24 protein-coding genes and 1 riboswitch are annotated in these 24,229 nt (G+C 61.5%); of the genes, 10 read left to right on the top strand and 14 right to left on the bottom strand.

The window, feature by feature from the left end; translation table 11 throughout:
* Positions 1 to 85 precede the first annotated feature (85 nt).
* Positions 86 to 274 carry a YgaP family membrane protein gene (locus OHL13_RS09390; protein ID WP_263409869.1) on the top strand — a complete coding sequence of 63 codons (189 nt, stop codon included), beginning with the start codon at positions 86 to 88 and terminating at the stop codon, positions 272 to 274.
* 211 nt (positions 275 to 485) lie between these two features.
* On the opposite strand, the gene OHL13_RS09385 is transcribed toward OHL13_RS09390, so the two are convergent.
* From OHL13_RS09385 to ffh, 5 genes are all read right to left on the bottom strand, one after another.
* On the bottom strand, positions 486 to 1,169 hold the full coding sequence (locus OHL13_RS09385; RefSeq protein ID WP_263409868.1) for a peroxiredoxin-like family protein: 684 nt from the start codon (positions 1,167 to 1,169) through the stop codon (positions 486 to 488).
* Between the two features lie 67 nt (positions 1,170 to 1,236).
* Positions 1,237 to 1,854 (bottom strand): hypothetical protein, encoded by a 618-nt coding sequence (locus OHL13_RS09380; RefSeq protein WP_263409867.1) that lies wholly within the window; start codon positions 1,852 to 1,854, stop codon positions 1,237 to 1,239.
* 23 nt (positions 1,855 to 1,877) lie between these two features.
* Positions 1,878 to 2,771 carry a universal stress protein gene (locus OHL13_RS09375; protein ID WP_263409866.1) on the bottom strand — a complete coding sequence of 298 codons (894 nt, stop codon included), beginning with the start codon at positions 2,769 to 2,771 and terminating at the stop codon, positions 1,878 to 1,880.
* A gap of 101 nt (positions 2,772 to 2,872) precedes the next feature.
* Positions 2,873 to 3,439, bottom strand: a complete 567-nt coding sequence (locus OHL13_RS09370) for a GNAT family N-acetyltransferase (protein WP_263409865.1) — start codon at positions 3,437 to 3,439, stop codon at positions 2,873 to 2,875.
* A 63-nt stretch (positions 3,440 to 3,502) separates the two neighbouring features.
* Positions 3,503 to 4,885, bottom strand: coding sequence for a signal recognition particle protein (ffh, locus tag OHL13_RS09365; protein WP_263409864.1), 1,383 nt, complete (start codon positions 4,883 to 4,885; stop codon positions 3,503 to 3,505).
* A gap of 157 nt (positions 4,886 to 5,042) precedes the next feature.
* Here ffh and OHL13_RS09360 point away from each other — a divergent pair, with 157 nt between their 5' ends.
* Positions 5,043 to 7,322 (top strand): GH92 family glycosyl hydrolase, encoded by a 2,280-nt coding sequence (locus tag OHL13_RS09360; protein WP_263409863.1) that lies wholly within the window; start codon positions 5,043 to 5,045, stop codon positions 7,320 to 7,322.
* A gap of 58 nt (positions 7,323 to 7,380) precedes the next feature.
* Here OHL13_RS09360 and OHL13_RS09355 read toward each other — a convergent pair whose 3' ends face one another.
* Both OHL13_RS09355 and mug read right to left on the bottom strand, forming a co-directional pair.
* Positions 7,381 to 7,872 (bottom strand): VOC family protein, encoded by a 492-nt coding sequence (locus OHL13_RS09355; RefSeq protein ID WP_263409862.1) that lies wholly within the window; start codon positions 7,870 to 7,872, stop codon positions 7,381 to 7,383.
* Between the two features lie 60 nt (positions 7,873 to 7,932).
* Positions 7,933 to 8,634: a G/U mismatch-specific DNA glycosylase gene (gene mug / locus OHL13_RS09350; RefSeq protein ID WP_263409861.1), complete on the bottom strand. Its 702-nt coding sequence runs from the start codon at positions 8,632 to 8,634 to the stop codon at positions 7,933 to 7,935.
* Between mug and OHL13_RS09345 the strand changes: the two genes are divergently transcribed.
* On the top strand, positions 8,634 to 9,869 hold the full coding sequence (locus OHL13_RS09345; RefSeq protein WP_263409860.1) for an FG-GAP repeat domain-containing protein: 1,236 nt from the start codon (positions 8,634 to 8,636) through the stop codon (positions 9,867 to 9,869). The two genes, mug and OHL13_RS09345, sit on opposite strands and share 1 nt — an antisense overlap.
* Before the next feature lie 72 nt (positions 9,870 to 9,941).
* Here OHL13_RS09345 and OHL13_RS09340 read toward each other — a convergent pair whose 3' ends face one another.
* The 4 genes from OHL13_RS09340 to lolA form a co-directional block, all read right to left on the bottom strand.
* On the bottom strand, positions 9,942 to 10,577 hold the full coding sequence (locus OHL13_RS09340; protein WP_263409859.1) for a PepSY-associated TM helix domain-containing protein: 636 nt from the start codon (positions 10,575 to 10,577) through the stop codon (positions 9,942 to 9,944).
* Between the two features lie 4 nt (positions 10,578 to 10,581).
* On the bottom strand, positions 10,582 to 12,060 hold the full coding sequence (locus tag OHL13_RS09335; RefSeq protein WP_263409858.1) for a DUF2271 domain-containing protein: 1,479 nt from the start codon (positions 12,058 to 12,060) through the stop codon (positions 10,582 to 10,584).
* A gap of 57 nt (positions 12,061 to 12,117) precedes the next feature.
* On the bottom strand, positions 12,118 to 12,969 hold the full coding sequence (locus tag OHL13_RS09330) for an EF-hand domain-containing protein (protein WP_263409857.1): 852 nt from the start codon (positions 12,967 to 12,969) through the stop codon (positions 12,118 to 12,120).
* A gap of 132 nt (positions 12,970 to 13,101) precedes the next feature.
* On the bottom strand, positions 13,102 to 13,749 hold the full coding sequence (gene lolA, locus OHL13_RS09325) for an outer membrane lipoprotein chaperone LolA (RefSeq protein ID WP_263409856.1): 648 nt from the start codon (positions 13,747 to 13,749) through the stop codon (positions 13,102 to 13,104).
* Between the two features lie 64 nt (positions 13,750 to 13,813).
* Here lolA and OHL13_RS09320 point away from each other — a divergent pair, with 64 nt between their 5' ends.
* Genes OHL13_RS09320 through OHL13_RS09310 form a run of 3 tightly spaced genes read left to right on the top strand, consistent with a single transcriptional unit; the run spans position 13,814 to position 15,152 of the window.
* Entirely contained in the window at positions 13,814 to 14,164 is a 351-nt protein-coding gene (locus OHL13_RS09320) for an ArsR/SmtB family transcription factor (protein WP_263409855.1), read from the top strand.
* Positions 14,165 to 14,169: 5 nt separating this feature from the next.
* Complete coding sequence (locus tag OHL13_RS09315) at positions 14,170 to 14,667, top strand: SRPBCC domain-containing protein (RefSeq protein ID WP_263409854.1); 498 nt, start codon at positions 14,170 to 14,172, stop codon at positions 14,665 to 14,667.
* Positions 14,664 to 15,152, top strand: a complete 489-nt coding sequence (locus OHL13_RS09310) for an SRPBCC domain-containing protein (RefSeq protein WP_263409853.1) — start codon at positions 14,664 to 14,666, stop codon at positions 15,150 to 15,152. The genes OHL13_RS09315 and OHL13_RS09310 overlap by 4 nt, the downstream gene beginning before the upstream one ends.
* A 109-nt stretch (positions 15,153 to 15,261) precedes the next feature.
* Here OHL13_RS09310 and OHL13_RS09305 read toward each other — a convergent pair whose 3' ends face one another.
* A complete protein-coding gene (locus tag OHL13_RS09305; RefSeq protein WP_263409852.1) occupies positions 15,262 to 15,783 on the bottom strand; it encodes a type IV pilin protein in 522 nt (173 codons plus the stop codon).
* A 20-nt stretch (positions 15,784 to 15,803) separates the two neighbouring features.
* Positions 15,804 to 17,129 (bottom strand): M16 family metallopeptidase, encoded by a 1,326-nt coding sequence (locus tag OHL13_RS09300; protein ID WP_263409851.1) that lies wholly within the window; start codon positions 17,127 to 17,129, stop codon positions 15,804 to 15,806.
* 104 nt (positions 17,130 to 17,233) lie between these two features.
* Between OHL13_RS09300 and rlmN the strand changes: the two genes are divergently transcribed.
* Entirely contained in the window at positions 17,234 to 18,421 is a 1,188-nt protein-coding gene (gene rlmN / locus OHL13_RS09295) for a 23S rRNA (adenine(2503)-C(2))-methyltransferase RlmN (protein WP_263411638.1), read from the top strand.
* Between the two features lie 60 nt (positions 18,422 to 18,481).
* Here the strand turns inward: rlmN and OHL13_RS09290 are convergent, their stop codons facing one another.
* Positions 18,482 to 19,267: a DeoR/GlpR family DNA-binding transcription regulator gene (locus OHL13_RS09290; RefSeq protein WP_263409850.1), complete on the bottom strand. Its 786-nt coding sequence runs from the start codon at positions 19,265 to 19,267 to the stop codon at positions 18,482 to 18,484.
* A gap of 132 nt (positions 19,268 to 19,399) precedes the next feature.
* Between OHL13_RS09290 and OHL13_RS09285 the strand changes: the two genes are divergently transcribed.
* From OHL13_RS09285 to OHL13_RS09275, 3 genes are all read left to right on the top strand, one after another.
* On the top strand, positions 19,400 to 20,497 hold the full coding sequence (locus tag OHL13_RS09285; RefSeq protein ID WP_263409849.1) for an SIS domain-containing protein: 1,098 nt from the start codon (positions 19,400 to 19,402) through the stop codon (positions 20,495 to 20,497).
* 174 nt (positions 20,498 to 20,671) lie between these two features.
* Positions 20,672 to 21,418 (top strand): copper homeostasis protein CutC, encoded by a 747-nt coding sequence (locus tag OHL13_RS09280; protein ID WP_263409848.1) that lies wholly within the window; start codon positions 20,672 to 20,674, stop codon positions 21,416 to 21,418.
* 64 nt (positions 21,419 to 21,482) lie between these two features.
* Positions 21,483 to 21,695: riboswitch (cobalamin riboswitch) on the top strand.
* Positions 21,696 to 21,721: 26 nt separating this feature from the next.
* Complete coding sequence (locus tag OHL13_RS09275) at positions 21,722 to 24,160, top strand: TonB-dependent receptor (protein WP_263409847.1); 2,439 nt, start codon at positions 21,722 to 21,724, stop codon at positions 24,158 to 24,160.
* Positions 24,161 to 24,229: the final 69 nt, after the last annotated feature.

Below are 24,229 nucleotides of genomic sequence, written 5' to 3'. Positions count from 1 at the left end.
GCCGGTCTGGCCTGCGTGACGCGAATCACTGCGCTCGCGGGCGCACAGGACTAGGCTGGCTCCGCAGTCGAAAGGGAGTCAGGGTATGAAGAACGTTGGCACGATCGATCAAATCATCCGCATCGTCCTGGGCCTTGTTTTGCTGGGCGCGATTGTCCTGGTGCAGGGGCCGCTTCGCTGGATCGGCCTCATCGGACTGGTTCCTCTGCTGACCGGACTGGTGAACTATTGCCCGCTCTACAGCATCTTCGGCATCCGTACCCGCCGCTTGTAAGCCACCGTATCGGGTGCCCCATCCATGCGAAGCATGGGTGGGAGATCGCGCATCGCGCGACCGCCTTTGCCTTTCTTGTTTGTCATTTCGCAGCGCAGCGGAGAAATCTGCTTTTGTGGAGTTTTCCTCCACCGGGTGGCCGCCCTCGCAAACCGGGGTCCCGGCGACTTTGTCGCTGGGGTGGAACGCTGGGGTGGGTTAAGAGCCGCCCTTACAACGCCGCCAGCACATCGGCCGGCTCCGGTCGCACACGGAAGTCCGCATGCGCCTCCGCAAAGCGGATGATCCCATCCTGACCCACGACAAACGTCGCCGGCAGCGGCAGGCGCCACGCGGCATCCGTCGCCGGTTTCAGAGCGTTCTGCCCTGTGTTGATGAAGGGAATGTTCACCAGGATTGACCGGTAGTACTGCTGCATATTGGTTGACGGCGTGTAGCCCACACCAAACTTGTCCGCCAGTGCGGCGCCCTGGTCCCACAGCAAGGGAAAGCGCAGTGCGTGCTGCTGCACGGTGAAGTCTGACTGCCGCACGGTCTGCGGTGAAATCGCTACCAGCAGGGCGCCGCGTTCGCGCAACGTGGGATACAGCTCGCGCCATGTCTCCAGTTCCGTAACGCAGTACGGGCACCAGCGTCCGCGGAAGAAGTTGATGACCAGCGGTCCCAGTGCCAGCAGGTCAGCCGACTGGATCGGCTTGCCGCTGATGGCATCGGGCAGCGAAAACTCCGGGGCCTTCGAGCCTACCGGCAGAATGCGGTCTTCAATGCCGGTGCCAAACAGCTCGGCTACGGCGTTTTCATTAATGGCCAGGCGCTCAGCCTGCACCAGCCGCCGAGTGTTCGCGGTGATTTCGTCCAGTTGGGGCTGGAGGGAGGGAATGGTTCTGTCGTCCACCTCTCCATGGTAGCGATGTTCCAGCATCGCCGGGCACAGACTCCGGTTTTCCTGTGAGAAACGGGGATCAGCGGGCATGTGGCAGCACCGCCCCACCCACACCGTGGTGGTGCGATTTGTCCTGCAGCATCAGGCAGGCCAGACCGCAGTTCACCACGCCGAAGCCCAGCAGATAGCCGTAGAGAACACGTGCCGAAATTTCCGCGGGCATGGTAGGCGCCACCAGGATCGCGCTCATCAGGAAGTACACAGCCGCGGTGCCGGCAACCAGCGCCGAGGCATAGACCAGCATCGTGCGGTGGTGCCGCCAGACATGTCGTGCCGTGACCATATCGGACACCGCCGCTGCGCCCGCCTGGGCCGCCACCAGGTAGAAAAACCAATGCACGCGCGTCTGCTCAAAGGCAATCGTTGCCAGCAGAAGAGCAATCACCACCCCAAGCACTCCCTGCAGGCGGCTTGCAATCTGCCCTGGCCGCTCCGGAAGAGCAAAGCTCCCTACAAAGACCAGGGCACTGTCAGCCGCGCCATACACCGCCAGAAACAGGATGGACAGTACCGTGGCGAACGGCAGCAACAGCAGCGAGGAGGACATCTGCGGAATCAGCACAATGGCGCAGCCAAACATCGTGGCCAGCACACCGCGAAACAGCGTCACAATCCAGTAGTTCTCATAGCGATGCACGGTATTCCTCCCTTCGCTTCCTGTTAGCGGACGCTCAGCACCGGGCACGGTGCGTCCTGGATCAGCCGTGTCAGCGTTGTCCACAGGGCGCGGTCGGCCAGCGGCCCCTTGTCATGGCGTCCTACCACGATCAGGTTGGCCTCGCTCTGGTTGGCCTGCCGCACAATCTCCCGCGCCGGTTCTCCATGGCTGACACGAACCGCTGTTTGGCACACGCTCGGCATATCGCCAGGAAGCAGTTGACGCAGTTCCTTGGAAACCGCGTTGCGCTCGTCGTGGGTTGGCCAGCCGGGCTGCGGAATCACGTGCAGCAGCGTCAGGTTCGCCTGGAACTCTTCAGCCAGCGACGTGGCATATTGTGCTGCATGCAAGGCCGCCGGTTGCAGGTCGGTGGCAAACAGGATCGACTGTGGTGTCTCGGATACCTTCGCGTCCGGACCAACCACCATGACCGGAAGGCGCGACTTGCGCAGCATCGACTCCGCGACCGAGCCAAGCAGAACCTTCTCAAAGCCCCGTGCGCCATGCGAGCCAACCACGACCAGGTCGATCGACTCCTCCTGCGCCACGGAGGCAAGCTCTTCATTCATATATCCCTCGCGGACGATAGCCCGATGAGGAATTGCCTTCAGTTCCGGACGGAACGCAATCTGCGCTTTCATGCGATTTGCGGCATGGTCGCTGGCCGCAGCCGCCGCTTCAACCGAACTCATCGTGGCATCCGGAGAGACAGGAGGAGGTGTGATGTTGTGAAACAGAACCAGTTCACTCTGATAAGCCCGGGCAAGATGACAGGCCGCCAGTAGCGCGGTATCGGCAAAGGATGAGAAATCGGTCGCAACCAGAATCCGGCGCAGCTTCAGACGGGTCGTTTCCAGGTGGAGGGAGGTCTCGGCAGGATGGAGGCTTGTGGTCATGGCGCACTCTCCTTGTGGCCGGAAATCATAATCCAGCAAGGCTAGAGTGCGCCTGTTTTCGTAGAAAATCGGTGACGGCCGTCACACGGACGTGCGGATTTTCACGCCTGCCGGTAGACCTCGCGGTGAATCGCCGTGACCCAGCGCTTCCCGGTCTCTTCAGAAGGGTGTGGCCGGCCGTAGGAAAGCCATAACAACTCCATCGGCGGTGGCGGAGCTGCCGCAACCCGCGGCATGGTGTACGGAACTGCCAGCGGCTCCGCGCCAAGGGAGGCATAAAACCGTCGCCGCCGGACCTGGTCCTCCGATTCTCCGGACTCGATTTCGATCACAAGAACGCGATTTTCATTTGCGGTAAGAGCCGCCACCTGCTGAAACAGCCTGCGGCCAACACCCTTGCCGCGATGCAGTGGAGCGACAGCCATATACTCCAGCAGCGTGATGGGTTGCGCAGTCGACCGCATTATGACGGCGAACCCGGCCAGATCCGCCCCGCTGCCAAGCGTAAGAAAGCGGTACGAGAGCCCAGCCAGCATCTCCCGCAGCCATGCTGCACTCTTGCGTTCTTCCGTCGGGAAAGACGCTTCGTAAACGGCCATAAGCGCGGAAAAGCCGGCGTCATCGCCGGCTTCCAGGTATTGCAGATTGTTTCCGGCGTAAGCCGCCATCTTCCTATCCCTTACCCTGTCATCCCGACCGAAGCGGAGTGGAGGGACCTGCATTTTCAACGACTACCGTCCGAACCGCCCCATATTGCCCATCTGGCTCATCAGGCGGCGCTGCATCTTGCCGCCACCCGATCCCATGCCTTTGAACATCTTCCGCATCTGGGCGTACTGGCGCAGCAGGTTGTTCACCTCCTGCACGCTCGTTCCGGAACCGGCCGCAATGCGCTTGCGGCGGCTGCCGGAGATAATCTCGTGGTTCACGCGTTCGCGGGCGGTCATGGAGTTGATGATCGCCTCCACGCGGCTGAACTGGCTCTCGTCGATATTCCCGGCTGCCTGCTGCAGGCCCTGGAACGGTCCCACCGACGGCAGCATCTTCAGAATCGACTGCATCGAGCCCAGCTTCTTGATCTGCCGCAACTGGTCGCGGAAGTCTTCCAGCGAGAACCCGTCGCCCGTCAAAGCCTTCTTGGCAAAGGCCTCGGCCTTGCCGCGATCCAGCTTCTCCTCGGCGCGTTCCAGAAGGGTGGCGATATCGCCCATGCCCATAATGCGGCTGACGATACGGTCCGGGTGGAACGGCTCAAAGGCATCCGGCTTCTCGCCCGTACCCAGGAACTTGACCGGAGCACCCGTCACCTGGCGGATCGACAGTGCCGCGCCACCGCGGGCATCGCCGTCCATCTTGGTGAGGACGACGCCTGTAATTCCCAGCCGGTCATGGAAGGCCTTGGCTGAGTTCACCGCGTCCTGTCCGGTCATGGCGTCGGCCACAAACAGGATCTCGGACGGGTTCAGGAGCTTCTTCAGCTCGCTCATTTCGGACATCAGCTCTTCGTCAATGCCCAGGCGTCCGGCGGTATCCACCAGCAGGATGTCGCAGCCGAAGTTGGCCGCATCGCGCTTGGCTTCCTTGGCCAGGCGCAGCACCAGCGGCGTACCCGCCTCATCCGCGCCCACATTGCCGGTGTACAGCTGCGTGCCAATCGTCTTGGCCACCACGGCCAGCTGCTCACGCGCAGCCGGACGGTAGACGTCGACCGAGACCAGCATCGGGCGATGTCCGCCCTTCTTCAGCCACTGCGCCAGCTTTCCCGCCGTAGTTGTCTTACCGGAACCCTGCAGACCGGCCATCAGGATGACCGTCGGCGGCTGCGAGGCGAACTTGAAGCGGGCGGTGTCGCGGCCCAGCAGCTCCACCAGCTCGCCATGGATGATCTTGATCACCTGCTCGGTCGGCGACAGGGCCGTCGCTACCTGCTGGCCCACCGCCTTCTCGCGGATGTGCTCCATCAGGTCCTTGGTCACGTTCAGGTTGACGTCGGACTCAAGCAGGGCAAGGCGGATCTCGCGCAGCGCTTCGGTAATGTTTTCCTCGCTGACGGTCCCTTGACCGCGGAGGTTCTTAAACGCGCGCTGCAGTTTTTCCTGAAGGTTCTCAAACATAGTCGCCTTCCAGTTTATCGCGGACCGGGCTGCCCCGTTCCGTTGCCCCTATTCTTCGCCGCCGGCGAAGGGTGGGGTTGTGGCACCATCGCTTGCATTTCCCCAACCCGGGTGGGTTCGGTCAGCGCGATCCCCTCAACGCGATAGCATTGACCCCATGAAGTCGCTCCTCGCTGTCCTTGTGCTGAGTTCCGCCGCTCTCGCCCAGTCTGCTGCCTACAAATCCGTCGATCCCATGATCGGCACCGGCCCGGACGGCCATACCTTTCCCGGAGCCGTCGTTCCCTTCGGTATGGTGCAGCTCAGCCCCGACACCGAGATCAAGCCCTTCAAGCAGAGCTACAAGTGGGCCGCCGGCTACCGCTACGAGGACACCTCCATCCTCGGCTTCTCGCACACCCACTTCTCCGGCGCAGGCCACTCCGACCTCGGCGACCTGCTGCTTACGCCCGAATCTGGCGAGGTAAAGCTGGAGCCGGAGCAATACCGCTCCGCTTTCCGCCATGAAACCGAGCACGCCGAGCCCGGCTACTACACCGTCCTGCTGGACGGGCCGCAGGTGAAGGCCGAGCTCACCGCTACCACTCGTGTTGGCGTCCACCGCTACAGCTTCCCGCAGGGCAAGCCCGCACACCTGGTGCTGGACCTGCGCTCGTCCATCTACAACTATCCCGGCAAGGTCATGTGGTCCCGCATCCGGCTGCGTCCGGACGGCACCCTTACCGGCATGCGGGAGACCCGTGGCTGGGCACCGGCGCGCCAGCTCTACTTCGCCATCCGCTTCTCGCAGCCCCTCACCGGCCACTTCTTTCGCAATGTGGAACCGGTCGACCAGCCCTACAACGGCTTCAGCGGAGTGCGCCGCGACTCCACCGACGTTCCATTCAAGGAAGGCCGTGGCATCACCGCCGCCTTTGACTTCGGCCAGCTTGCAAAACCGCTGGTGGTCGAGGTTGCCCTTTCCACCGTCAGTGAAGAGGGCGCCATCGCCAACCTGAACGCCGAGGCAAAAGACTTCGACTTCGACCGTGTCCGCGCACAGGCCCGCGCAGCCTGGGAGAAAGAACTCGCCCGTGTTGAGTTCACCGGGACTGATGCGATGAGGAAGAACCTCTATACCGCGCTCTACCACGCGCTAATGGCGCCGAGTACTGCCATGGACGTGGACGGGCGCTACCGTGGCCCGGATGAAGAGGTTCACCAGGCCAAGGATTGGGAGTTCGTCTCCACCTTCTCGCTGTGGGACACCTACCGCGCAGAACAGCCCCTGATGACACTACTGCAGCCCGAGGCGCGCACCAATAACGTCGTGCGCTCTCTCGTCGCATCACAGCAGCAGTCGCCCTTCGGCATTCTGCCCGTCTGGCAGTTCGCCGGGCTGGAGACATGGTGCATGATCGGCTATCACGCCGTGCCCATTCTGGCCGACGCCTACCTGAAGAACATCCGCGGCTATGATGCTGAGGCCGCGCTCAACGCCATGGTGGCCAGCGCGCGTTATCGCCAGTACGAGGGCGTGGGTGAGTACATTGACCGTGGTTACGTGCCCGTCGACCGCGACGACGAGTCCGCCTCCGAGACCATGGAGTACGCCTTCGATGACTGGACCATCGCACAGATGGCGCACGCCCTGCACAAGGCAGACATCGAGCAGGAGTTCACCAGGCGCGCCGCTTACTGGCGCAACGTCTTCGACCAGAAGACCGGCTTCGTCCGCCCGAAGCTGGCGGATGGAACCTTCCGCGAGCCCTTTGATCCCGCCAAGGCCGGCAACGGCAGCGGCTTCACCGAGGGCAACGCATGGCAGTATTCCTGGTACCAGCCGCAGGACGAGGCCGGCCTGATCAACCTGCTTGGCGGTGATGACAAGCTGATCGCAAAGCTCGACGCGATGTTCGACGCCAGGGTCGATCCCAGGCAATACGCCGACGTCGAAGACATCGCCGGCATGATCGGCCAGTACATCCACGGCAACGAACCCAGCCACCACCTGGCCTATCTCTACGCGTATGCCGGAGCGCCCTGGCGCACGCAGGAGCGCTTGAAGCAGATCGTCGACTCGCAGTACCGCCCCGCGCCCGACGGTCTGGTCGGCAACGACGATCTCGGCCAGATGTCCGCCTGGCTGCTCTTCACCGGCATTGGCTTCTACCCGGTGGCGCCGGGCAGCAATGAGTATGTGCTGGGCCGCCCGTTTGTCGACTCCGCCACGCTGCACCTGCCCAACGGCAAAACGCTGCACATCGTGAAGCAGGGAAGCGGCGACTACGTGGGCAACGTCGCGCTCAATGGGAAAGCGCTGGACCGCGTCTTCGTCACGCACGAGCAACTGCTCGCAGGCGGCGAGCTTCGCTTCACCATGCAGACCACCCCCAACAAGAACTTCGGTCGTGCAGCCTCGGCGCGTCCTTATTCGATGTCAACAGCTGGAAAGTAGGTGGGTGTCATCCTGAGCGCAGCGAAGGATCGCTTTCCAACGAGCAGAACACAGGGGATTACTTACCCGCCGCCTTCATCGGCTGCCACAGCTCAATCGGATTTCCCTCCGGATCGTGAATGCGCGCAAAACGTCCGTTGGGATAGATCGTCGGGTCCACCTTCACCGCGATGCCTGCCGCTTCCAGTTGCGCGGCCAGCTTATCCAGATCGCGCACGCGAAAGTTGATCATCCACTGTTTCGCCGGGTCGCCAAAGTACGTGGTCTTCTCAGAGAAAGGTGCAAACACTGTCGGCCCTTCCTGTTGTGTCCACACCGGCGCACCATAGCTCTGCGGCATTACGGAGATACCCAGGTGATCCAGGTACCACTGGGCCAGAGTCTTCGGGTCATGTGCACGAAAGAAGAAGCCTCCAATACCGGCCACTGTCTCTTTCGCCCCGGGCTTCGCCTCAGCCGCCTGCTCCGCCACGACAAACGAACCCGGCATCAACGCCGACCCGGCGGCAGCCGTCAGCACTCCAAGCATCTTGCGGCGTTGCATCTTCATAAGAGTTCCCCTTCGTTGTTTGTCCAGAATTGTACGGTCGCGGCGATAAGGAACGGCAAGTCATTGCGACTGCCGTTGCAAAGCGGTCCGAAGCTCCCGGTAGGAAGACACCAGCGCCTCAAGGCTGAATGCCCGGTTGAGTCCGCTGGGGTTGGGTAAAACCCAGACCTCGGCACCGCCAAACCGCATGGACTGCGGTCCCCATTCGACGGTTCTTTGCTGAAAGATGGCTGCAAACGCTGGTTTGCCGAGAAACGCCAGGAAGCGCGGACGATACCGTCGAAGCTTCCGTTCCAGTCCGTCGGCGGATGCGCGAAACTCACGGCGGGTCAGTTCGTTCGCTCCTACCGTTGGCCGTTCTACGGCAGCTGTCAAACCACAACCGTATTGAAGAATCGTGCGGTCGTCTGCCGGCAGAATCTGATTCGGCGTGAACCCCGCCAGGTGAAGCACACGCCAGAACCGGTTGCTGCCACTTGAGAAATGGTGTCCCGCACGGGCTGCGCTCAACGCAGGATTGATTCCGCAGAACACCACATCCAGATCTTTGCGGAGGATGTCCGGCAGTAAAAGTTCCGGCTCGCTCGGCTTCGAAATCATTGCAGAATCTTCAGCGTCGATACGCAAGCTCCGGATGTCTTTTCGCGTTTGATTCGATTCTGCGTCATGTTGCCGGTCGAAGAATACCAGACGCGGTTTTGTCGATCGTGCCTCGCAAATGGAATAATTCCCCCGCTGAAACTCCGGGAGAATCCATCGCAATGAAAAAGCTGTTGTGCGTCCTCGCTCTGTCTGCCGCTGCCATGGCTCATGCTGCCAGCCGTCCGGCGGACATCGCCTTCCGCACCTCCATGATCGATCCAGGCTACGGCGAAACCGTTGCCGTGGCTGACCTGAACAAGGACGGCAAGCTCGACATCGTCGCCGGCGAAAGCTGGTACGAGGGGCCGAAGTGGATCAAGCATCCTCTGCGCTCCATCGACTACGCCTCCGGATACATCGACAACTTCAGTGACCAGGTGATGGACGTCGACGGCGACGGATGGCCCGACGTCATCCAGTGCAGCTACTTCGCGCACAATATCGTCTGGCTGAAGAACCCCGGTAAGGCCGGCGGCGCGTGGAAGGTGACCGAGATCGACAACTCCGGCCCCACCGAGTTCGCCTTCCTCGTCGACCTGAACAACGACGGCAAGGCCAATGAACTGCTCCCCGAGTTCGACCGCGAGAATGTCCCTGCCGCATGGTTTGAGTTGAAAGACCATCAGTGGATCAAGCACACCGTCTCGCACCAGAGCTACGGCCACGGCATCGGCGCGGGGGACATCAACGGCGATGGCCGCGCCGACATCCTCACTCCACGCGGCTGGCTCGAAGCTCCTGCAGACGTCCATTCCACCGCCGAGTGGACCTGGCATGCCAACGACTGGGGCGGGAAGCCTATCTATCCCGCCGGGACTCGCATGGACCTGCCGCTGACGCCGCCGGTCAACAACGGTCGCATCTCCATGAGCCAGCTTCACCTCATCGACATCAACGGCGACGGACGCAAGGACCTCGTTGCCGGCATGGCGCACGACTACGGCTTCGCCTGGTATGAGCAGAACGCCGACGGTACCTTCACCCAGCACATCATCGACGCAAGCTGGTCGCAGGTGCATGAGGTTGTCCCCGTCGATTTGAATGGCGATGGCCAGCTCGACTTCGTTGCGGGCAAACGCTACTTCGCGCATAACGGGGCCGATCCCGGGGAACGCGACCCGGTCGGCATCTACTGGTACGAGTGGAAGAAGGTTCCGGCCACGCAGGCTACTTCCCGCGGCCCCGGCAACGGCGGTGTCGAGTGGATCCGCCACATCATCGACTACGGCGGACGCATGGGGGCAGGCGTCCAGACAGTGGTCGTAGACATCGACGGGGACGGAGACCTCGACGTCATCAGCGCGGGGAAGTCCGGCCTCTTCGTCGCGGAGAACCTGACGAAGTCTCAGAAGTAGAAGGATACGGAGTTCCACGCAATAGAAAAGCGGCCACCAGGGCCGCTTTTCTATTGCAAGTTCAACGCCGCGTTATGGGACAAACCGCAGGTAGACCAGGTAGCAGACCAGACCGCCAGCCACGGCGACAATCAGGCCGGAGACCCGCCGCTTGTACACGAAGAACAGCAGCACCAGGCCGGTAAGTGAGACCAGCGTCAGCAGTACGGCGGAGATGTCAATCATCGCCGCCCACACCGCGCCCGAGTCGCGGCCCTTATGCAGGTCATTCACCACGGCCACAAAGCCGTTGCGTGTCTCCGTCAGGTCGTACTTATTGGTGTCGCGATCAATGAAGATATCGGCCGCATAGCCCGGGCCCTTGAACGAGACCTCAAGCTGCGTGTCATCCACGCGGAAGTCGCTCACCGCGCCGTGCAGCTTGTGGCGCGAGCGCAGCTCTTCGGCAATCTTCAGCTTGTCCGGCTCGGCGCCATCGGCGGGGCGTAGCCATTCATGCGGCAGCTCGCCCTTGGTCACCGTGGTCTTCTCCTTGCCGCCCAGAGCTTCGGCATGGTTCAGCGTAAAGCCGGTGATCGAGAAGAACAGCACGATGGCAAACGAGACCATCGACAGGTAAATATGCAGCCAGCGGGAAATGATAGCGGTGCGCTTGCGTAAGCGCACCGCCAGGGTGATGGGTGGTTTGGTTGGAGCCGTCGTTGCCATGGGTTTAGTGCTTACCGTAATCGATGGTCGCCTTACCGACCTCCTGCTTGCCCTGCAGGGAGTACTTCGCCGCCGTCTTGCCGTCGAAGTTGATCTCCTGCTTCAGCAGGTCGTAGCCGCCATGCTCACGCGCGGCTTCAATCAGCACGGTGTATTTGCCCGGCTTCACAGGCTTGCCGCTGTTGTCCTTGCCATCCCAGCGCAGGTTGTAGCTGCCCGGTACGCGCGTGGCAGAACTCAGCGTAGCCGTCAGGTCCGTGCCCTCGGCCATGTTGCGCATTTGGTCATCGCGATACCACTGCTTCAGCTCGTTCAGCCAGCGCGGCTTGGCAAACCACAGGGCCAGCGTGCGGACGGGGAAGTGGTCCTGGTCCTCGACCCACACCGCCACATACGGGCGGCGGTAGCGCGGATTGTCGATGCGTGCGATCTCGAAGTTGATCATCACATCCAGGCCGGCGGTCCTGGTCGCCGGGGCAAAGCCGGCCGTCACCAGGCGAGGCACCTCGCGGCTCTGCCATCCGGCAGAGGCTACCGTCGATCCATCGCGCAGCACGAGCATGTAATCCACACCGGTCAGTTTTGATGCCAGCTTCTTGCTCTCCGCCGGCTCCATCACGCTGAACGCCGTTGCCAGGGCACCCGCCATCGCCGGATCCTTGGCAATCACGGTCGACGAGATTACGTTCTCCGCCGTCTGGCCCGTACGCGGATCGATCAGGTGCGAGTAGTGCTGGCCTGCGATATCAAAACCGCGGCGATAGTCGCCGGAGGTCGCAATCGTGCGATTGCTGACGCGCACCATGTCGAGGGGCTCATCGTTATCGGCATTCGCCTTGGGATCGGTAATGGCAACGCTCTCTGACAGACCGCCGCGCACCACGATGTCGCCGCCAATGTTCAGCAGGATGCCGCTCGCTCCAGCCGCCAGAGCCTTGTCAGCAGCGCGTCCTGCAATGTAGCTCTTGGCAAACGAATTCAACGCCACCGGAGCATCGTCCAGGTGCGTCGCCGTGCCACGCGCCTGGTCCAGTGTCCAGTGCGGCTGCTGCATCGCAGCTACGGCTTTGGCCAGCTCAGCCTCGGTGGGTTTGCGGTTTTCGACAGCCGCCAGCTTCCACACACGGGTAGCGGTCTCGGCGCTGGGGTCCAGCGCGCCACCGGTCTGCTCGCGGTACTGGTCAAAGGTGGCCAGTACCTCCATTAGCTCCGGACTCACCTTCACCGGCGTGTTGCGGGTCTTCATCCAGCGCGAAAACTCCGAGTTCGACTGCCACGCGGAAAGAATTCTGTTCTCACGCGCAATCTCGTCCAGAACGGCCTTCTCGGCGCGGTTGGTCTGGTGAGCATTCGTCGTCTGGAGCTTCAGCTCCATCGACGTTCCCAGAACATTGTCATAGTGAAAGACGTGGGTCGCCGGCTTCTGTGCCAGGACAGAAGCAGTCATGCAGAACAGTGCAGCAACACTCTTGCGGAAGGTCATCCATACCTCTCTTGTTCCCTTGTTTACCATCACTCAGTTCAAGGCCAGCTTAAGACGCTAGTTTTGCGGAGCGCCTTCCGGACGCGGCGCGCCCTCGGGTCGCGGTCCGCGCTGCTGCTGCGGCATATTCGCAAAGTAGGTCGTGGCTTCCTGCAGGTCGATAAAGCCGTCGTGATTCGTGTCGATGTTGGCAAACTGCGGCGCCATGCGTTCCGGAGCTTCCTCCACCGTGATCTTGCCGTCCTTGTTCGTGTCCCACTCGTCAAAGAAATGCCCGGCGCGATCGGCCGGGGTCTGCTGGCGCGGACGAATCTCGTCGGCGGTGAGCGTGCCATCGCCGTTCTTGTCCAGCGTCTTCAGTGCGGCGGGAGCAGCGGCAATCTCCGCGGCGGAGATGACACCGTCGTGATCCGTGTCCAGCGCCGACAGGATCGGGTCCATCCGCGTCACATTACCGCCACGCTCCGCGCGGCCATTCGGGCCGGACTGCTTCGATGCGGTCGACTTCAGCTCATCCGCCGTGATCTTGCCATCGCCATTCTTGTCCGCGCGCGCAAAGATCCCCGCCATGCGTTCCGGCACCTCGTCCTTGGTCAGAACGCCGTCGCCGTTCTTGTCGAACACCATCAGGCGCTGCGCCAGGTCGTCGGCGTTGTTCGCCTTCGGATCCGCCTGGTTCGGCAGGTACTCCAGTGAGGTCAACTGGCCGTCGCCATTCCTGTCCAGCGACAGCAGGTTGGCCGACGCAGCCGCAATCTCTGCCATTGAGAGCTGGCCGTCCTTATCGGTGTCCAGTGCCTGCAGAACAACACGCGGCGGTGGGCCGCCCGGACCACCGGGACCGCCAGGGCCCTGCGCAAGGGCAACCAAGGGAAGCGCAAAAAGAGAGAAGGGCAGAATACGACGCATGCAATGACCCGCCTTTATATGGGACAGTTTCAGTCCTATTTTTATAGGACATATCCAGTCCGAATTCAAGGAGCTTCGGAATTTCTCTTCCTAAAGACGGGAGTTATGCCGAGATAGACTCGGTTTTCTTGCTTACACAGGAGGCATGCCGGAGACAATCTCCACCCCGACAGGTGGCGTAAACGTGAAGTCGGAGTCCTTCACCGGCACATTCTCTTTCAATGCGCTGAAGGTGAACTCCGTGGTGGAACCGTCGATCTCCTCCACCTTCAGGCCAAGAATCGCCCCGGTCGCTGCCTGCACGGCCACGGTAAACTCCTTCACCCGCTCCTCCATGCCCTTCGGCACACCGGTAAAGTAGGCGCGGTCTCCGCTGCTGTTCATGGTCAGGTGGTCCAGTTCCTTCTCCAGGTTGGTATGCCCCAGCAGGAAGCGCAGCGGGCTGCGCATATCGTCCAGCTTCTTGGCAGGAATCACCTGTGCCTGCGCATCGCCCGGTGTGTAGAAGTAGGCATTCTTGCCATCCAGCACAAACAGTTTGCCCTCGGGCGCCGCATAGCTCCAGCGCATCTTGCCGGGCTTTTTCAGCAGCAGCGTGCCGGTCTCGGTCTTGTTCATCCCCATGCCGGAATAGCGCTCGGTGTACTTCGCTTCCAGGGAATTCAGGTGGTTGTAGTGGTCATTGACCCGCTTGGCAACATCGTGCAGCGTCTGGGAAAAGGCCGGAGCGGCGAACAGGACAACAAGACTTGCGAGGCGGGCAATACGATGGCGAACCATGATTTCTATGATGCGTGAATTTGCTGCTTGACATATAACTAAATAGTTATATAAATAAAAAGCTATGGAATCGTTCGACCATCTCGACACCACCTTTCAGGCTCTCGCCGATCCCACCCGCCGCGCGATCCTTGCCCGGCTTTCCCTGGGCGAAGCCTCCGTCAGCGAGCTTTGCGAGCCCTTCGACATGAGCCAGCCCGCCATCTCCCGGCATCTGAAGGTGCTGGAGCAGGCTGGCCTCATCTCGCGCGGACGCGATGCGCAGCGACGTCTGAGCCGTATCGAAGGCGGCCCGATGGCCGAGGCGAATGCATGGCTGGAAGGCTTCCGGCGCTTCTGGGAGCCCAGCTTCCAGCGGCTCGACGGGCTCCTGGAAGAGATGAAGACGGAAAAGAAATCAGCAAAGAAGAGGTAACTCGCATGCAGGTTGGCAAACTCACGCAGGATCGTCTGGGTAGCAAACAACTCGTCATCACACGCGTCTTCAACGCACCACGCGACCTTGTGGTGCAGGCCCACACCCAGCCCGCGTACGTCCGCCGCTGGCTGCTTGGACCTCCGGGATGGGAGATGCCCACCTGCGAGATGGACCTCCGTGTCGGCGGCCGTTACCGTTGGGAATGGAGCAACGCCGAGCGCAAGATGACGATGGGCCTCGGCGGTGAGTATCTGGAACTCGACCTGCCGCGCTTCATGCGCGTCACCCAGCGCTTTGACGATGCCTGGGATGGCCAGCAGTCCGAGATCTTCACCGAGTTCCTCGAGCAGGGAGCACAGACCATTCTGAAGATGACCATTACGTATGAGTCCGAAGCCATTCTCGAAAAGGTGATGACCACACCGATGGCCAACGGCATGGAGATGGGCTACGAGCGCCTGGAGTCGCTCCTCAAGCAGATGGAAGGAGAGGCCGCATGATGACCGCAACCAAAGTGGGCAAGTCCACCATCGAGATCCTGAATGAAACCTCTCTGCTGGTCACGCGGCGCTTCCAGGCTCCCCGGTCCATGGTCTTCCAGGCGATGACCGTACCCGACCTGCTACGGCAATGGATGCTTGGCCCGGATGGATGGACGATGGAAGCCTGCGAGATCGACCTGCGCCCCGGCGGCAACTTCCGCTTCTACTGGACGAACCCCGATGGCCGCGAACTGCAGATGACGGGAAGCTACCTCACCGTCGATCCTCCCAACAGCTTCTCCTCCACGCGCCGCTTCGACCTCGGCTTCCTCAGCCCGGAGGAGAAGATGCACTGTGTTCTGGCCGAAGATGGCGACGCGACCCTCATGCGTGCCGAACTGGTCTACGAATCGCAGGCCATCCGCGATCAGGCGCTGCTCAGCGGCATGACCAAGGGTATGGAGAGCAGCTACGAGCGCATCGACCAGATGTTGAAGAGATAGTCGTATCTGTTTTTCTTGTTTGTTATCCCGTAGCGCAACGAAAGGGGGCCGCTTCCCAAAACAAAAAGAGCCCGCCATCGGCGGGCTCTTTTCTCGAAGCAATCTCTTCTTACTGCACCGGAGCCGTGCAGGCTGTTCCACCAGCAGGGTCATACTTCACCTGCTGCGACTCATCCGAGCAGAAGCCGCGGTCGCCTGTCTTGCCTACCTGCTGCGGAACAGCGGTGATCTCATACGAGGTGTACTGGTCCGTGTTGTTCACCGTCACCTTGGTGCAGTTGGTAATGGCGAAGGTGTAGCCCGCCTTCACGCCGGCCGAGAGGTCTGACGGCAGCAGGTGCGCCGAGGTCGGGCTGGCCGCGCCCGACGCATCCTCGCCGCCCAGCGCGGAGAGCGAGCAGGCAAAGCCATTGGCCGGATAGTTCGACTGGTACATCTGCTCCGCCTGCGCAATCGCGCGCACCGACTGGATGGCCGAGGTCTCATTTGCCTTGCGGCGGATCTTGGTCAACTGGGGAATGGCCAGAGTCATCAGGATCAGGATGACCGACATCACGATCAGCAGTTCTACCAGCGAGAATCCGCGTTCGTTCGAGCGCTTCAGGCGGCCAGACATAGACTTCGTATTCATAGTTCCTCTGCGTTTGGAGTTTAGCAGGCCAGATCGCTGCGTTGAATATCAGTACCGTCAAGATTGCCAAGCAGCGTCAGCGCGATCGTGTCCTGGTGGAAGAGCTCCCGCGCCAGCACCTGCAGGTCTTCGCGTGTCACGGCCTCTACCTGGTCAATAATCTCGTCCACGGTGAAGAAGCGCTCGAAGTACATCTGCTGGCGGGCAAGATTGGCCATACGGCTCGAAGAAGATTCCAGACCCAACACGATGTTGCCTTTCAACTGGTTCTTGGCGCGCTGCAACTCGTCTTCGGTGACCAGCTCTTCTTTAAGACGCCGGAACTCGGCAACCGTCAGCAGGACGGCCTCCCGCGCCTTGTCCGGTGAGGTGCCGGCATAGACGCACAGCGATCCGGTATCGCGGAACGGGTTCATCTCCGAGTAAATGCTGTAGGCCAGCCCACGGTCCTCGCGGATAGTCTGGAACAGCCGCGAGCTCATGCCTCCGCCCAGAATCGTGTTCAACAGATACACGGGATACCGCAGTTGCGAGGCCACGGCCGGCGCTGCAACGCCCATGCAGATCTGTACCTGTTCCAGCGACTTTTTATTCTTCAGGGTCACATGCGGCTGTGCCTCCGGCTTTGCGCGGCCGGGCAGGGCGTTCGAGGTGGCCGACAGGGCAGAGAAGTGCTGCTCCACCATGGCCACAAACTTGTCATGGTCCAGGTTTCCCGCCGCCGAGAAGACCATATTCGCCGCCGTGAACCGGCTGGCGTAGAAGTCGAAGACCACCTGCTGGTCAAAGGAGGAGACCGTCTTGTTCGTTCCCAGGATCGGACGTCCCAGCGCGTCATGCTTCCAGAAGTTCTGGGTGAACACCTCGTGGACCAGGTAGTCCGGGTTGTCCTCGTCCATCTTGATCTCTTCCAGGATGACGGACTGTTCCCGTGCAATGTCTTCCGGCGTGAAGGTCGGGTGCAGCACCAGGTCGGCCAGTACATCCAGCGCGGCCGGAACATTCGTATCCAGCACCTTGATGTTGAAGCAGACCGTCTCCTTGCCGGTAAAGGCATCCAGATTGCCGCCAATGGCGTCCACTTCGCGGGCAATCTGCTGCGCGCTGCGCGAGGTGGTGCCCTTGAAGACCATATGCTCCACAAAGTGGGAGATGCCGTTCAGCTCCGGCGACTCATCACGCGAGCCGCTGCCCACCCACACGCCCATCGATACGGAGCGGAGGTGCGGCATGCGTTCGGTCAGGACCAGGAGGCCGTTGGCAAGGCGGGTTTTGCGGATATTGCGGGCCGGATGGCCGGAGGTAGCTGTCGTTGCGTTTTCAGCCAGGGTGATGTCCAGGGACAAATGGTGCTCCTTACGCGGCAAACGCCCGGATAGGGGCGGAAACGGCTATTGTTTCATAAGACGGACGCCGAGGCGTTAGAGTGAGAAGAGGGGATTTGCACGAGATGGAAGACGGGACACAGGCCGCGCAGAATGAAGAACTTACCGCACAGGGGCAGTCCCCGGAGCGGAGCGCGCTTTTTGGCCTGACGCTGAAAGACCTGACTGCCCTGGTCGAGAGCTTCCGCCAGCCCCTCTATCGCGCCAAGCAACTCCACGACGCCCTCTACCGCCAGCGCGTGGAGACGATCGACGAAATCTCCACCCTGCCCGTTGCCGTGAGGGAGAAAATGAAGGCCGCCGGATGGGTCGTCGGTCTGCCGGATGTCTCCCTCGTCGCGAAGTCCATCGACGGTACGGAGCGCTACCTGGTCAAGCTCGCCGATGGCGAGACGGTTGAAACCGTCTGGATGCCGGAAGGCGACGGCGGCGAACGCGGCGACGGTACTCCCGCAGCCGAAGAAGAAGAGGAAGCCGCTCCCACGGACGATTACAAGCGAGGCACCATCTGCATCTCCAGCCAGGTCGGATGTGCGGTTAACTGCCAGTTCTGCCTTACCGGCAAGCTGGGTCTGCGCCGTAACCTCACCGCCGGCGAGATCGCCGGACAGGTCGCCCTGGTGCTCAACCGCCAGTCCATGCAGGTTGGCAAAGACCGCGTCAACCTCGTCTTCATGGGACAGGGCGAGCCCTTCCACAACTTCGACAACTTCATGGATTCGGTTCGCCTGCTCGTTGGCCCCATGGGCATTCCGGAGTCCCGCATGACGGTGTCGACCTCGGGCATTCTGCACGGCATCAACCGCTACATGCAGGAGCCGGTGCGGCCCAAGCTGGCCATCAGCCTCAACGGCTCGAACGACAAGGTCCGAGCGGCGGTCATGCCGATCAACCGCAAGTGGCCCATCGGTGTTCTGCTGAACACCATCCGCGAGATTCCGTTGCGACCACGCGAACGCATCACCTTTGAGTATGTGCTTCTGGGTGGTGTGAACGACGGCGTAGAGAACGCCCGTGAGGTCATCCAGCTATTACGCGGACTCCGCGCCAAGGTAAACCTCATCGTCTGGAACCCCGGCCCGCACATGCCTTTCTCCCAGCCCGACGACGAGCATGTCGCTCTCTTCCAGCAGACGCTGCGCGACGGCGGCATTCCCGCTTACATCCGTCGCCCCCGCGGCCGCGACATCTACGCCGCCTGCGGACAACTGAAACGCACGATGGACGACGAACGTCTGGTCACCATCCAGTAGCGAACACAACCTCGCGTGCCCCATTCTCACAACGCTAGGGTGGGTTCGACAGCCGCAAACCTAAACCCGGATCACCTGAATATCCTTCGCCGCATACTGCTCCGCCACCGACTCCGGCAGCCCGGTATCCGTGATCAGCACGTCGATGTCTTCCAAAGGCGAAACAAACGCCGGAGACACCTTCCCGAACTTGCTGGATTCAGCCACCACGATCACCTGCTTGGCCTGGCGAGCCATGGCCCGGAAGACAAGCGCCTCTTCCTGCTCGCGTGTGGTGGCGCCACGCTCCAGGTCGACCCCGGTCACACCCAGGAAGACCTTGTCCATGTACACCGTGTTCAGAAAGTCCAGCGTGGCCTGTCCGCTGAGCGAAAACGCCCACGCCCACGCAAGCAGGCCGCCGGTCAGCGAGGTCTTGATGCCCGGCTGGTTGCATAGCTCCATGCCGATGTTGATGGCGTTGGTCACCACCGAGATATTGCGGCGGTGGCGCAGGGCGCGGCCAATCTGCGTGGTCGTTGTTCCAGCGTTCAGGCCGATGGTTTCGTTCTCTTCAATCAGCTCTGCCGCGGCCAGCCCGATGCGGCGCTTCTCCTCGGCAAACTGGCCCTCGCGCGACTGGAAGCTGATGTCGTAGCGGAAGGGCTCATACAGCAGCGGTTCCACCAGCGTGGCGCCGCCATGGGTGCGGCGGATGAGGCCACGTTTCTCCAGCCGGGTGAGGTCACGGCGAATGGATGGGGCAGAGGTGCCAACCGTCGCGACAAGTTCCTCAACAGAGATATCTCCCTTGCGCAACAGGAGTTTCATGATGCGCTCGGCGCGCTCTTCGGTCTTGGTGGACATACTGATTTCGAACCAGCTTATACCGTTCTTATCCAAATGGCCGGAGTTTTTGATCATTTCAGGGCAAATAAACCCATTTTCGGCAAACGACTGATTAAATAGACTCGATATACTCACTTTTGAGGTGATGCAATGCAAGATGGACTGAATGGCTTTCCGCACTGGATGCTGAAGGAGATCTTCGAGCAACCTGATGCGCTGGATCGTACGCTGTCTGCCTATAACGAGAGCGCGCTCGCGCCCGTGCGGCAGTGGCTTGAGGGAGTACAGGAGATTGTGATCGCAGCGAGCGGTTCCAGCCGCCACGCGGGTCTTGTCGCTGAGTTGATCCTGGAGGACCGCGCCGGCATCCACGTGGATGTGGAGTACGCCAGCGAGTATGTTTACCGCAGTGAAGCCCGCCTGAAGCAGGCCGCTGTGATCGTTGTTTCCCAGTCAGGTGAGACCGCCGACACCCTGGCCGCCCTGCGCAAGGCTAAGGAGATGGGCCAGAAGACCCTGGCCATCACCAACGTCGCCACCTCGTCGATGGCGCGTGAGGCGGATGTGGCCCTGACCACGCAGGCCGGTGTCGAAAAAGCCATCCCGGCCACCAAGAGCTTCACCACGCAGCTTCTGCTGCTGGCCTCGCTGGCCGATCAGGCTGCGAAGCAGCGCAACCTGCCTGTCCTCGGAGTCGATACGGTTGTACCCGGGCTGATCGCGCAGATGCGTGTATGGCTGCCTCGCTGGCAGCAGGTGGTTGCGGTTGCCGCAGGCCGTCTGCAGGCTGCGGAGACCTTCCTCTTCCTGGGCCGCGGAGTCCATTACGCCATTGCGCGTGAAGGCGCTCTGAAGCTGAAGGAGAGCAGCTATATCCACGCCGAAGGCTACCCAAGCGGCGAGCTGAAGCACGGCCCCAACGCCCTGGTCGGCAGCAAGACCCCGCTCGTCATGATTGCCACCGTCGACCGCAACGATGCTGAAAGCGTCCAGCGCTATGAGAAGGTGCTCCAGCTGATGCAGGACATGCGCACGCAGGGCGCGCCTATCTTTGCCGTCGCCAATGAAGGCGATGCGCAGGTGGCTGGTCTGGCGGATGCCATCGTTGAAGTCCCCGCGGCTCCGGAACACCTGCTGCCCATCCTGGAAGTGGTGCCGCTGCAGTTGTTCGCGTACTTCATGGCCATTGGCCGCGGCATTGATGTGGACAAGCCACGCAATCTCGTAAAGTCCGTCGTGGTGGAGTAAGTGTTGCAGGCCTTCCGCCGTTTGCGGTGAATCGATCGCAGGCGGCGGAAGCTTTCTTTTGTGCATCTGCAGACATTGCGGTCCCGTTACGTCTGCGGCACCCCATCCTTGCAGCGGCCTGTAGAGTGTGCTCTTCTGGTCGCTCGAGTAGCGCCAATGGGAGATCTTGCGTCAATGCAGCAGCGTCCGGTCCAGCTTGAAGTTGCCGTCGATTCGACAGCGTCGTTGAATGCCGCCCTTGAGGGCGGAGCTGACCGCATCGAACTGTGCTCGGCACTGGCGGATGGTGGCCTGACACCAAGCATCGGCTTTATCGGCGCGGCTCTGCAGGTCAGCGAAGTTCCCATCCACGTGATGATCCGCCCGCGTGCCGGCGGCTTTGTGTACACCGAGGAAGAACTGACGGTGATGCGCATGGATATTGAGGGCTGCAAAGAAGTTGGCGCTCAGGGCGTCGTCTTCGGCCTGTTGACCGGAAACAACACCATCGACGTGAAGCACACGCTGGAGATGGTGGAGCGTTCGCGGCCCATGAAGGTGGTCTTCCACCGCGCCTTCGATGTCAGCGCCGATCTTGAGGAGTCTCTGGAAGACCTGATCGCGTGCGGCGTCGATGAGGTGCTGACCTCGGGCGGAGACGCCCTGATGGAGCAGGGCATGGAGACGGTCACCTCGCTCGTCCGCCAGGCGGCAGGCCGCATCAGGCTGATCGGCGGCTCCGGGGTAACGGTTCGCAATGCCAAGCGGCTGTGGGATATTTCCGGCGTGGACTGCCTGCATGGATCGTTCCGTGGCTCGGCGGTAGCCGGCAGCCGGATCTCGATGGGAGACGAGGAGCGCGAGTTTATCCGCATCACCTCGCGCGAGGACGTGGCCCGCGTCAAGCAGATGTTGACGGCTCAGCCGTTGAACGCCGTGTAAAATCAGCAGTACACGCGAGCAACTGTGCCGAGTGATCTTCGCAGGGTCTTGCCCTGTGTCTCTAAGAAAATCGACGCGGTGAAATGTTCGGGAAGCGCGGTGAAACTCCGCCACTGCCCCGCAACTGTAAGCGCACGTCTCTCCCATGGACAGTCATCCCTTCGGAGAGGCGATCAACAGCCAGGTGTTTCCCACTGCCAAGGCGCGGGAAGGGAAACATCATCGAGTGCTGCTGGAATGCGTAAGTCAGGAGACCGGTTTCACTGTGATTAGCCAACGTTCCGAGGGGGAACCGAGGAGTCTATGACTATTCCTGCAGGCCGCGTGTGCGCGGCCCTTCTTGCCATGTTGTTGTCTGCGTCAGCGGCTCATGCCGTTGTGGTGCGCGGACGTGTTACCAACCAGCTCGGCGCCGGTGTTGCTGGCGCCCGCGTACAGCTCCTGCTTGGCCGCAATGTCGTGGCCACCGCCGTCAGCGGCACCGATGGCGAGTATGAAGTTCGCTCGTCGGAGGCCGGCCGCTTTCTTCTGCTGACGGGCAGCCCCGGCTTTGCTACCACGCCCTCCCAGAGCTTCTACGGTGGACGTCTCGATGTGCTTGAGCAGAACGTGGCCCTCCGCGTCAGCGAGCGCCAGGACGAAGTCACCGTAACGGCCACCGGCCTGCCGACAACGCTGTCGCAGACAAACTCCTCCGTCAGCCTCATCCAGCCCGACGCCTTGTGGCCGCGTTACAGCATCACGGAAGAGATGCGCCTGATGCCCGGCGTCCAGATGGTGCAGAGCGGACAGATGGGCGGCCAGACCTCGCAGTTTGTACGCGGTGGCCAGTCCGACGGCAACCGCGTCACCATCGACGGCATTCCCGCCGAGGACATGGGCGGCCGCTTCGACTACGGCAACCTCTCCAGCTTTGCCCTGGACAAGATCGAAGTACATCGTGGCCCGGACAGCGTCACCGTCGGCTCCGGCGCCACGGCCAGCGCCGTTCGACTTGCAACACGGCAGGGAACCACCATCCGCCCGGTGCTGAACTACACGGGCGACGCCGGCAACTTCCATACCTGGCGCAACCAGGGCGACCTGAGCGGTACAGCGCGGCAGCTTGATTACCTGCTCGGCTTCTCGCGTGTGGATTCGTCGAACGCTCTGCCCGGCAACCGCTATCACAATGCAACCTCGGCGGCGAACATCGGCCTCGCGCTCGGAGCGAAGACATCCCTGCGCTTCACGCTGCGCAACACCACCGCGGCTGTCGGTGTGCCGAACGCGCATGACTTCTTCGGCATCTCTGACAACTCCAAACAGGCTGACCAGATCCTGATCTCCGGCATATCGCTCGATCACCAGACCACGACGGCCTGGCACAACCTGGTGCGCTACGGCGTCACCCGTAAGCGCGAGCAGCTCTTCCAGTACTCGCCTGTGGGAACTCCGGTCACCAGCTTTGGTTACACCACCTATTACGGCAACGTCATGACCATCGCCGGAGCCAACGGCTACTCGGCAACAGGTCGTGCGGCCATGGATTACGACCTCGCGTACCCCACGCGCTCTGACCAGGTCAGCAACCGCGACCAGCTCTACTACCAGACCGACTTCCGCTTCTCGCAGCACCTCGCCGTTCTGGGTGCCTTCCGTTATGAGGATGAGCGCGGTATCTACAAGAACTCGGCCTACGGAACCTTTAATAAGGCTAATCGCGGCAACTATGGCTACACACTGCAGATGCAGGGCGACTTCGCCAGCCGCGTCTTCTACTCGCTCGGCGGAGAGATCGAAAAGAACGCTCTCTTCGGCCTGGTCGGAGTGCCCAAGTTCGGTATCGCCTGGTACCCGGTCGCTCCCGGCAACGGCTTTGCCCATGGCACGAAGGTGCGCTTCAACTTCTCCAAGGGCGTACAGGAGCCCACCTTGACCGAGCAGTTTTCCTCGCTCTATCAACTCCTCATCAACTCCGGGAATACGGCGGCCATCAGCACCTACCACGTCACGCCGATGAACGCCCTGCGCTCGCGCAGCTATGAGGGTGGTGTGGAACAAAGCCTGCTCAGCCAGCGCGGCATCATCAAGCTCAGCTACTTCCACACGCAGTTCGATCACCAGATCGAATACGTGGACGCGGGCACGCTGATCAACGACTTCGGCATTCCGTCCAGCATCGCCTACTCCATCTATGGAGCCGACCTGAACTCGCTCGCCTACCGCGCGCAGGGGCTTGAGGCCGAGAGCGAGTGGAAGCTGACCAGCCACTGGTTTGCACGCGGAGGCTACACCTTCCTGGACGCCACCGTGCAGCGCTCGCTTTCAGGCGATGCAGTCGCCGCGGGCCTGGCCACCACCAACCCGAATCTTCCCGGCATCGCCATTGGTGCTACCTCACCTCTGGTCGGCCAGCGTCCCTTCCGCCGTCCCACCCACTCGGGCTTCTTTGCCCTGCAATGGACCCAGAACAAATGGTCCGCAGCTCTCAAGGGAGCACTCGTGGGACGTAGCGATGACTCCACCTTCCTGTCCTATTCGGACATCAACGGTGGCAACACGCTGCTGCTGCCCAACAAGAACCTCGACTACGCCTACCAGCGTATCGACGCCAACGTTGCCTACCAGTGGAAGCCCAGCGTGAACATCTTCACGCAGCTCGACAACCTGACCAGCCAGCAGCGCACCGGCCCCATCGGATACCCGGGACTGCCGTTTACCTTCCGCGCAGGCATCAAGCTGCGTCTGGTGCGCGACTAAGCAAAGAGTATCCGCCCAATGCAAAAGGCCCTTCCAATGGAAGGGCCTTTTGCTTGCCTCTGAAATCGC

Source organism: Terriglobus tenax (genome assembly GCF_025685395.1).
In the GTDB taxonomy this organism is placed as follows: domain Bacteria; phylum Acidobacteriota; class Terriglobia; order Terriglobales; family Acidobacteriaceae; genus Terriglobus; species Terriglobus tenax.
The sequence above is the reverse complement of the archived record's forward strand: the minus strand, read 5'-3'. Positions and strand labels throughout refer to the sequence as shown.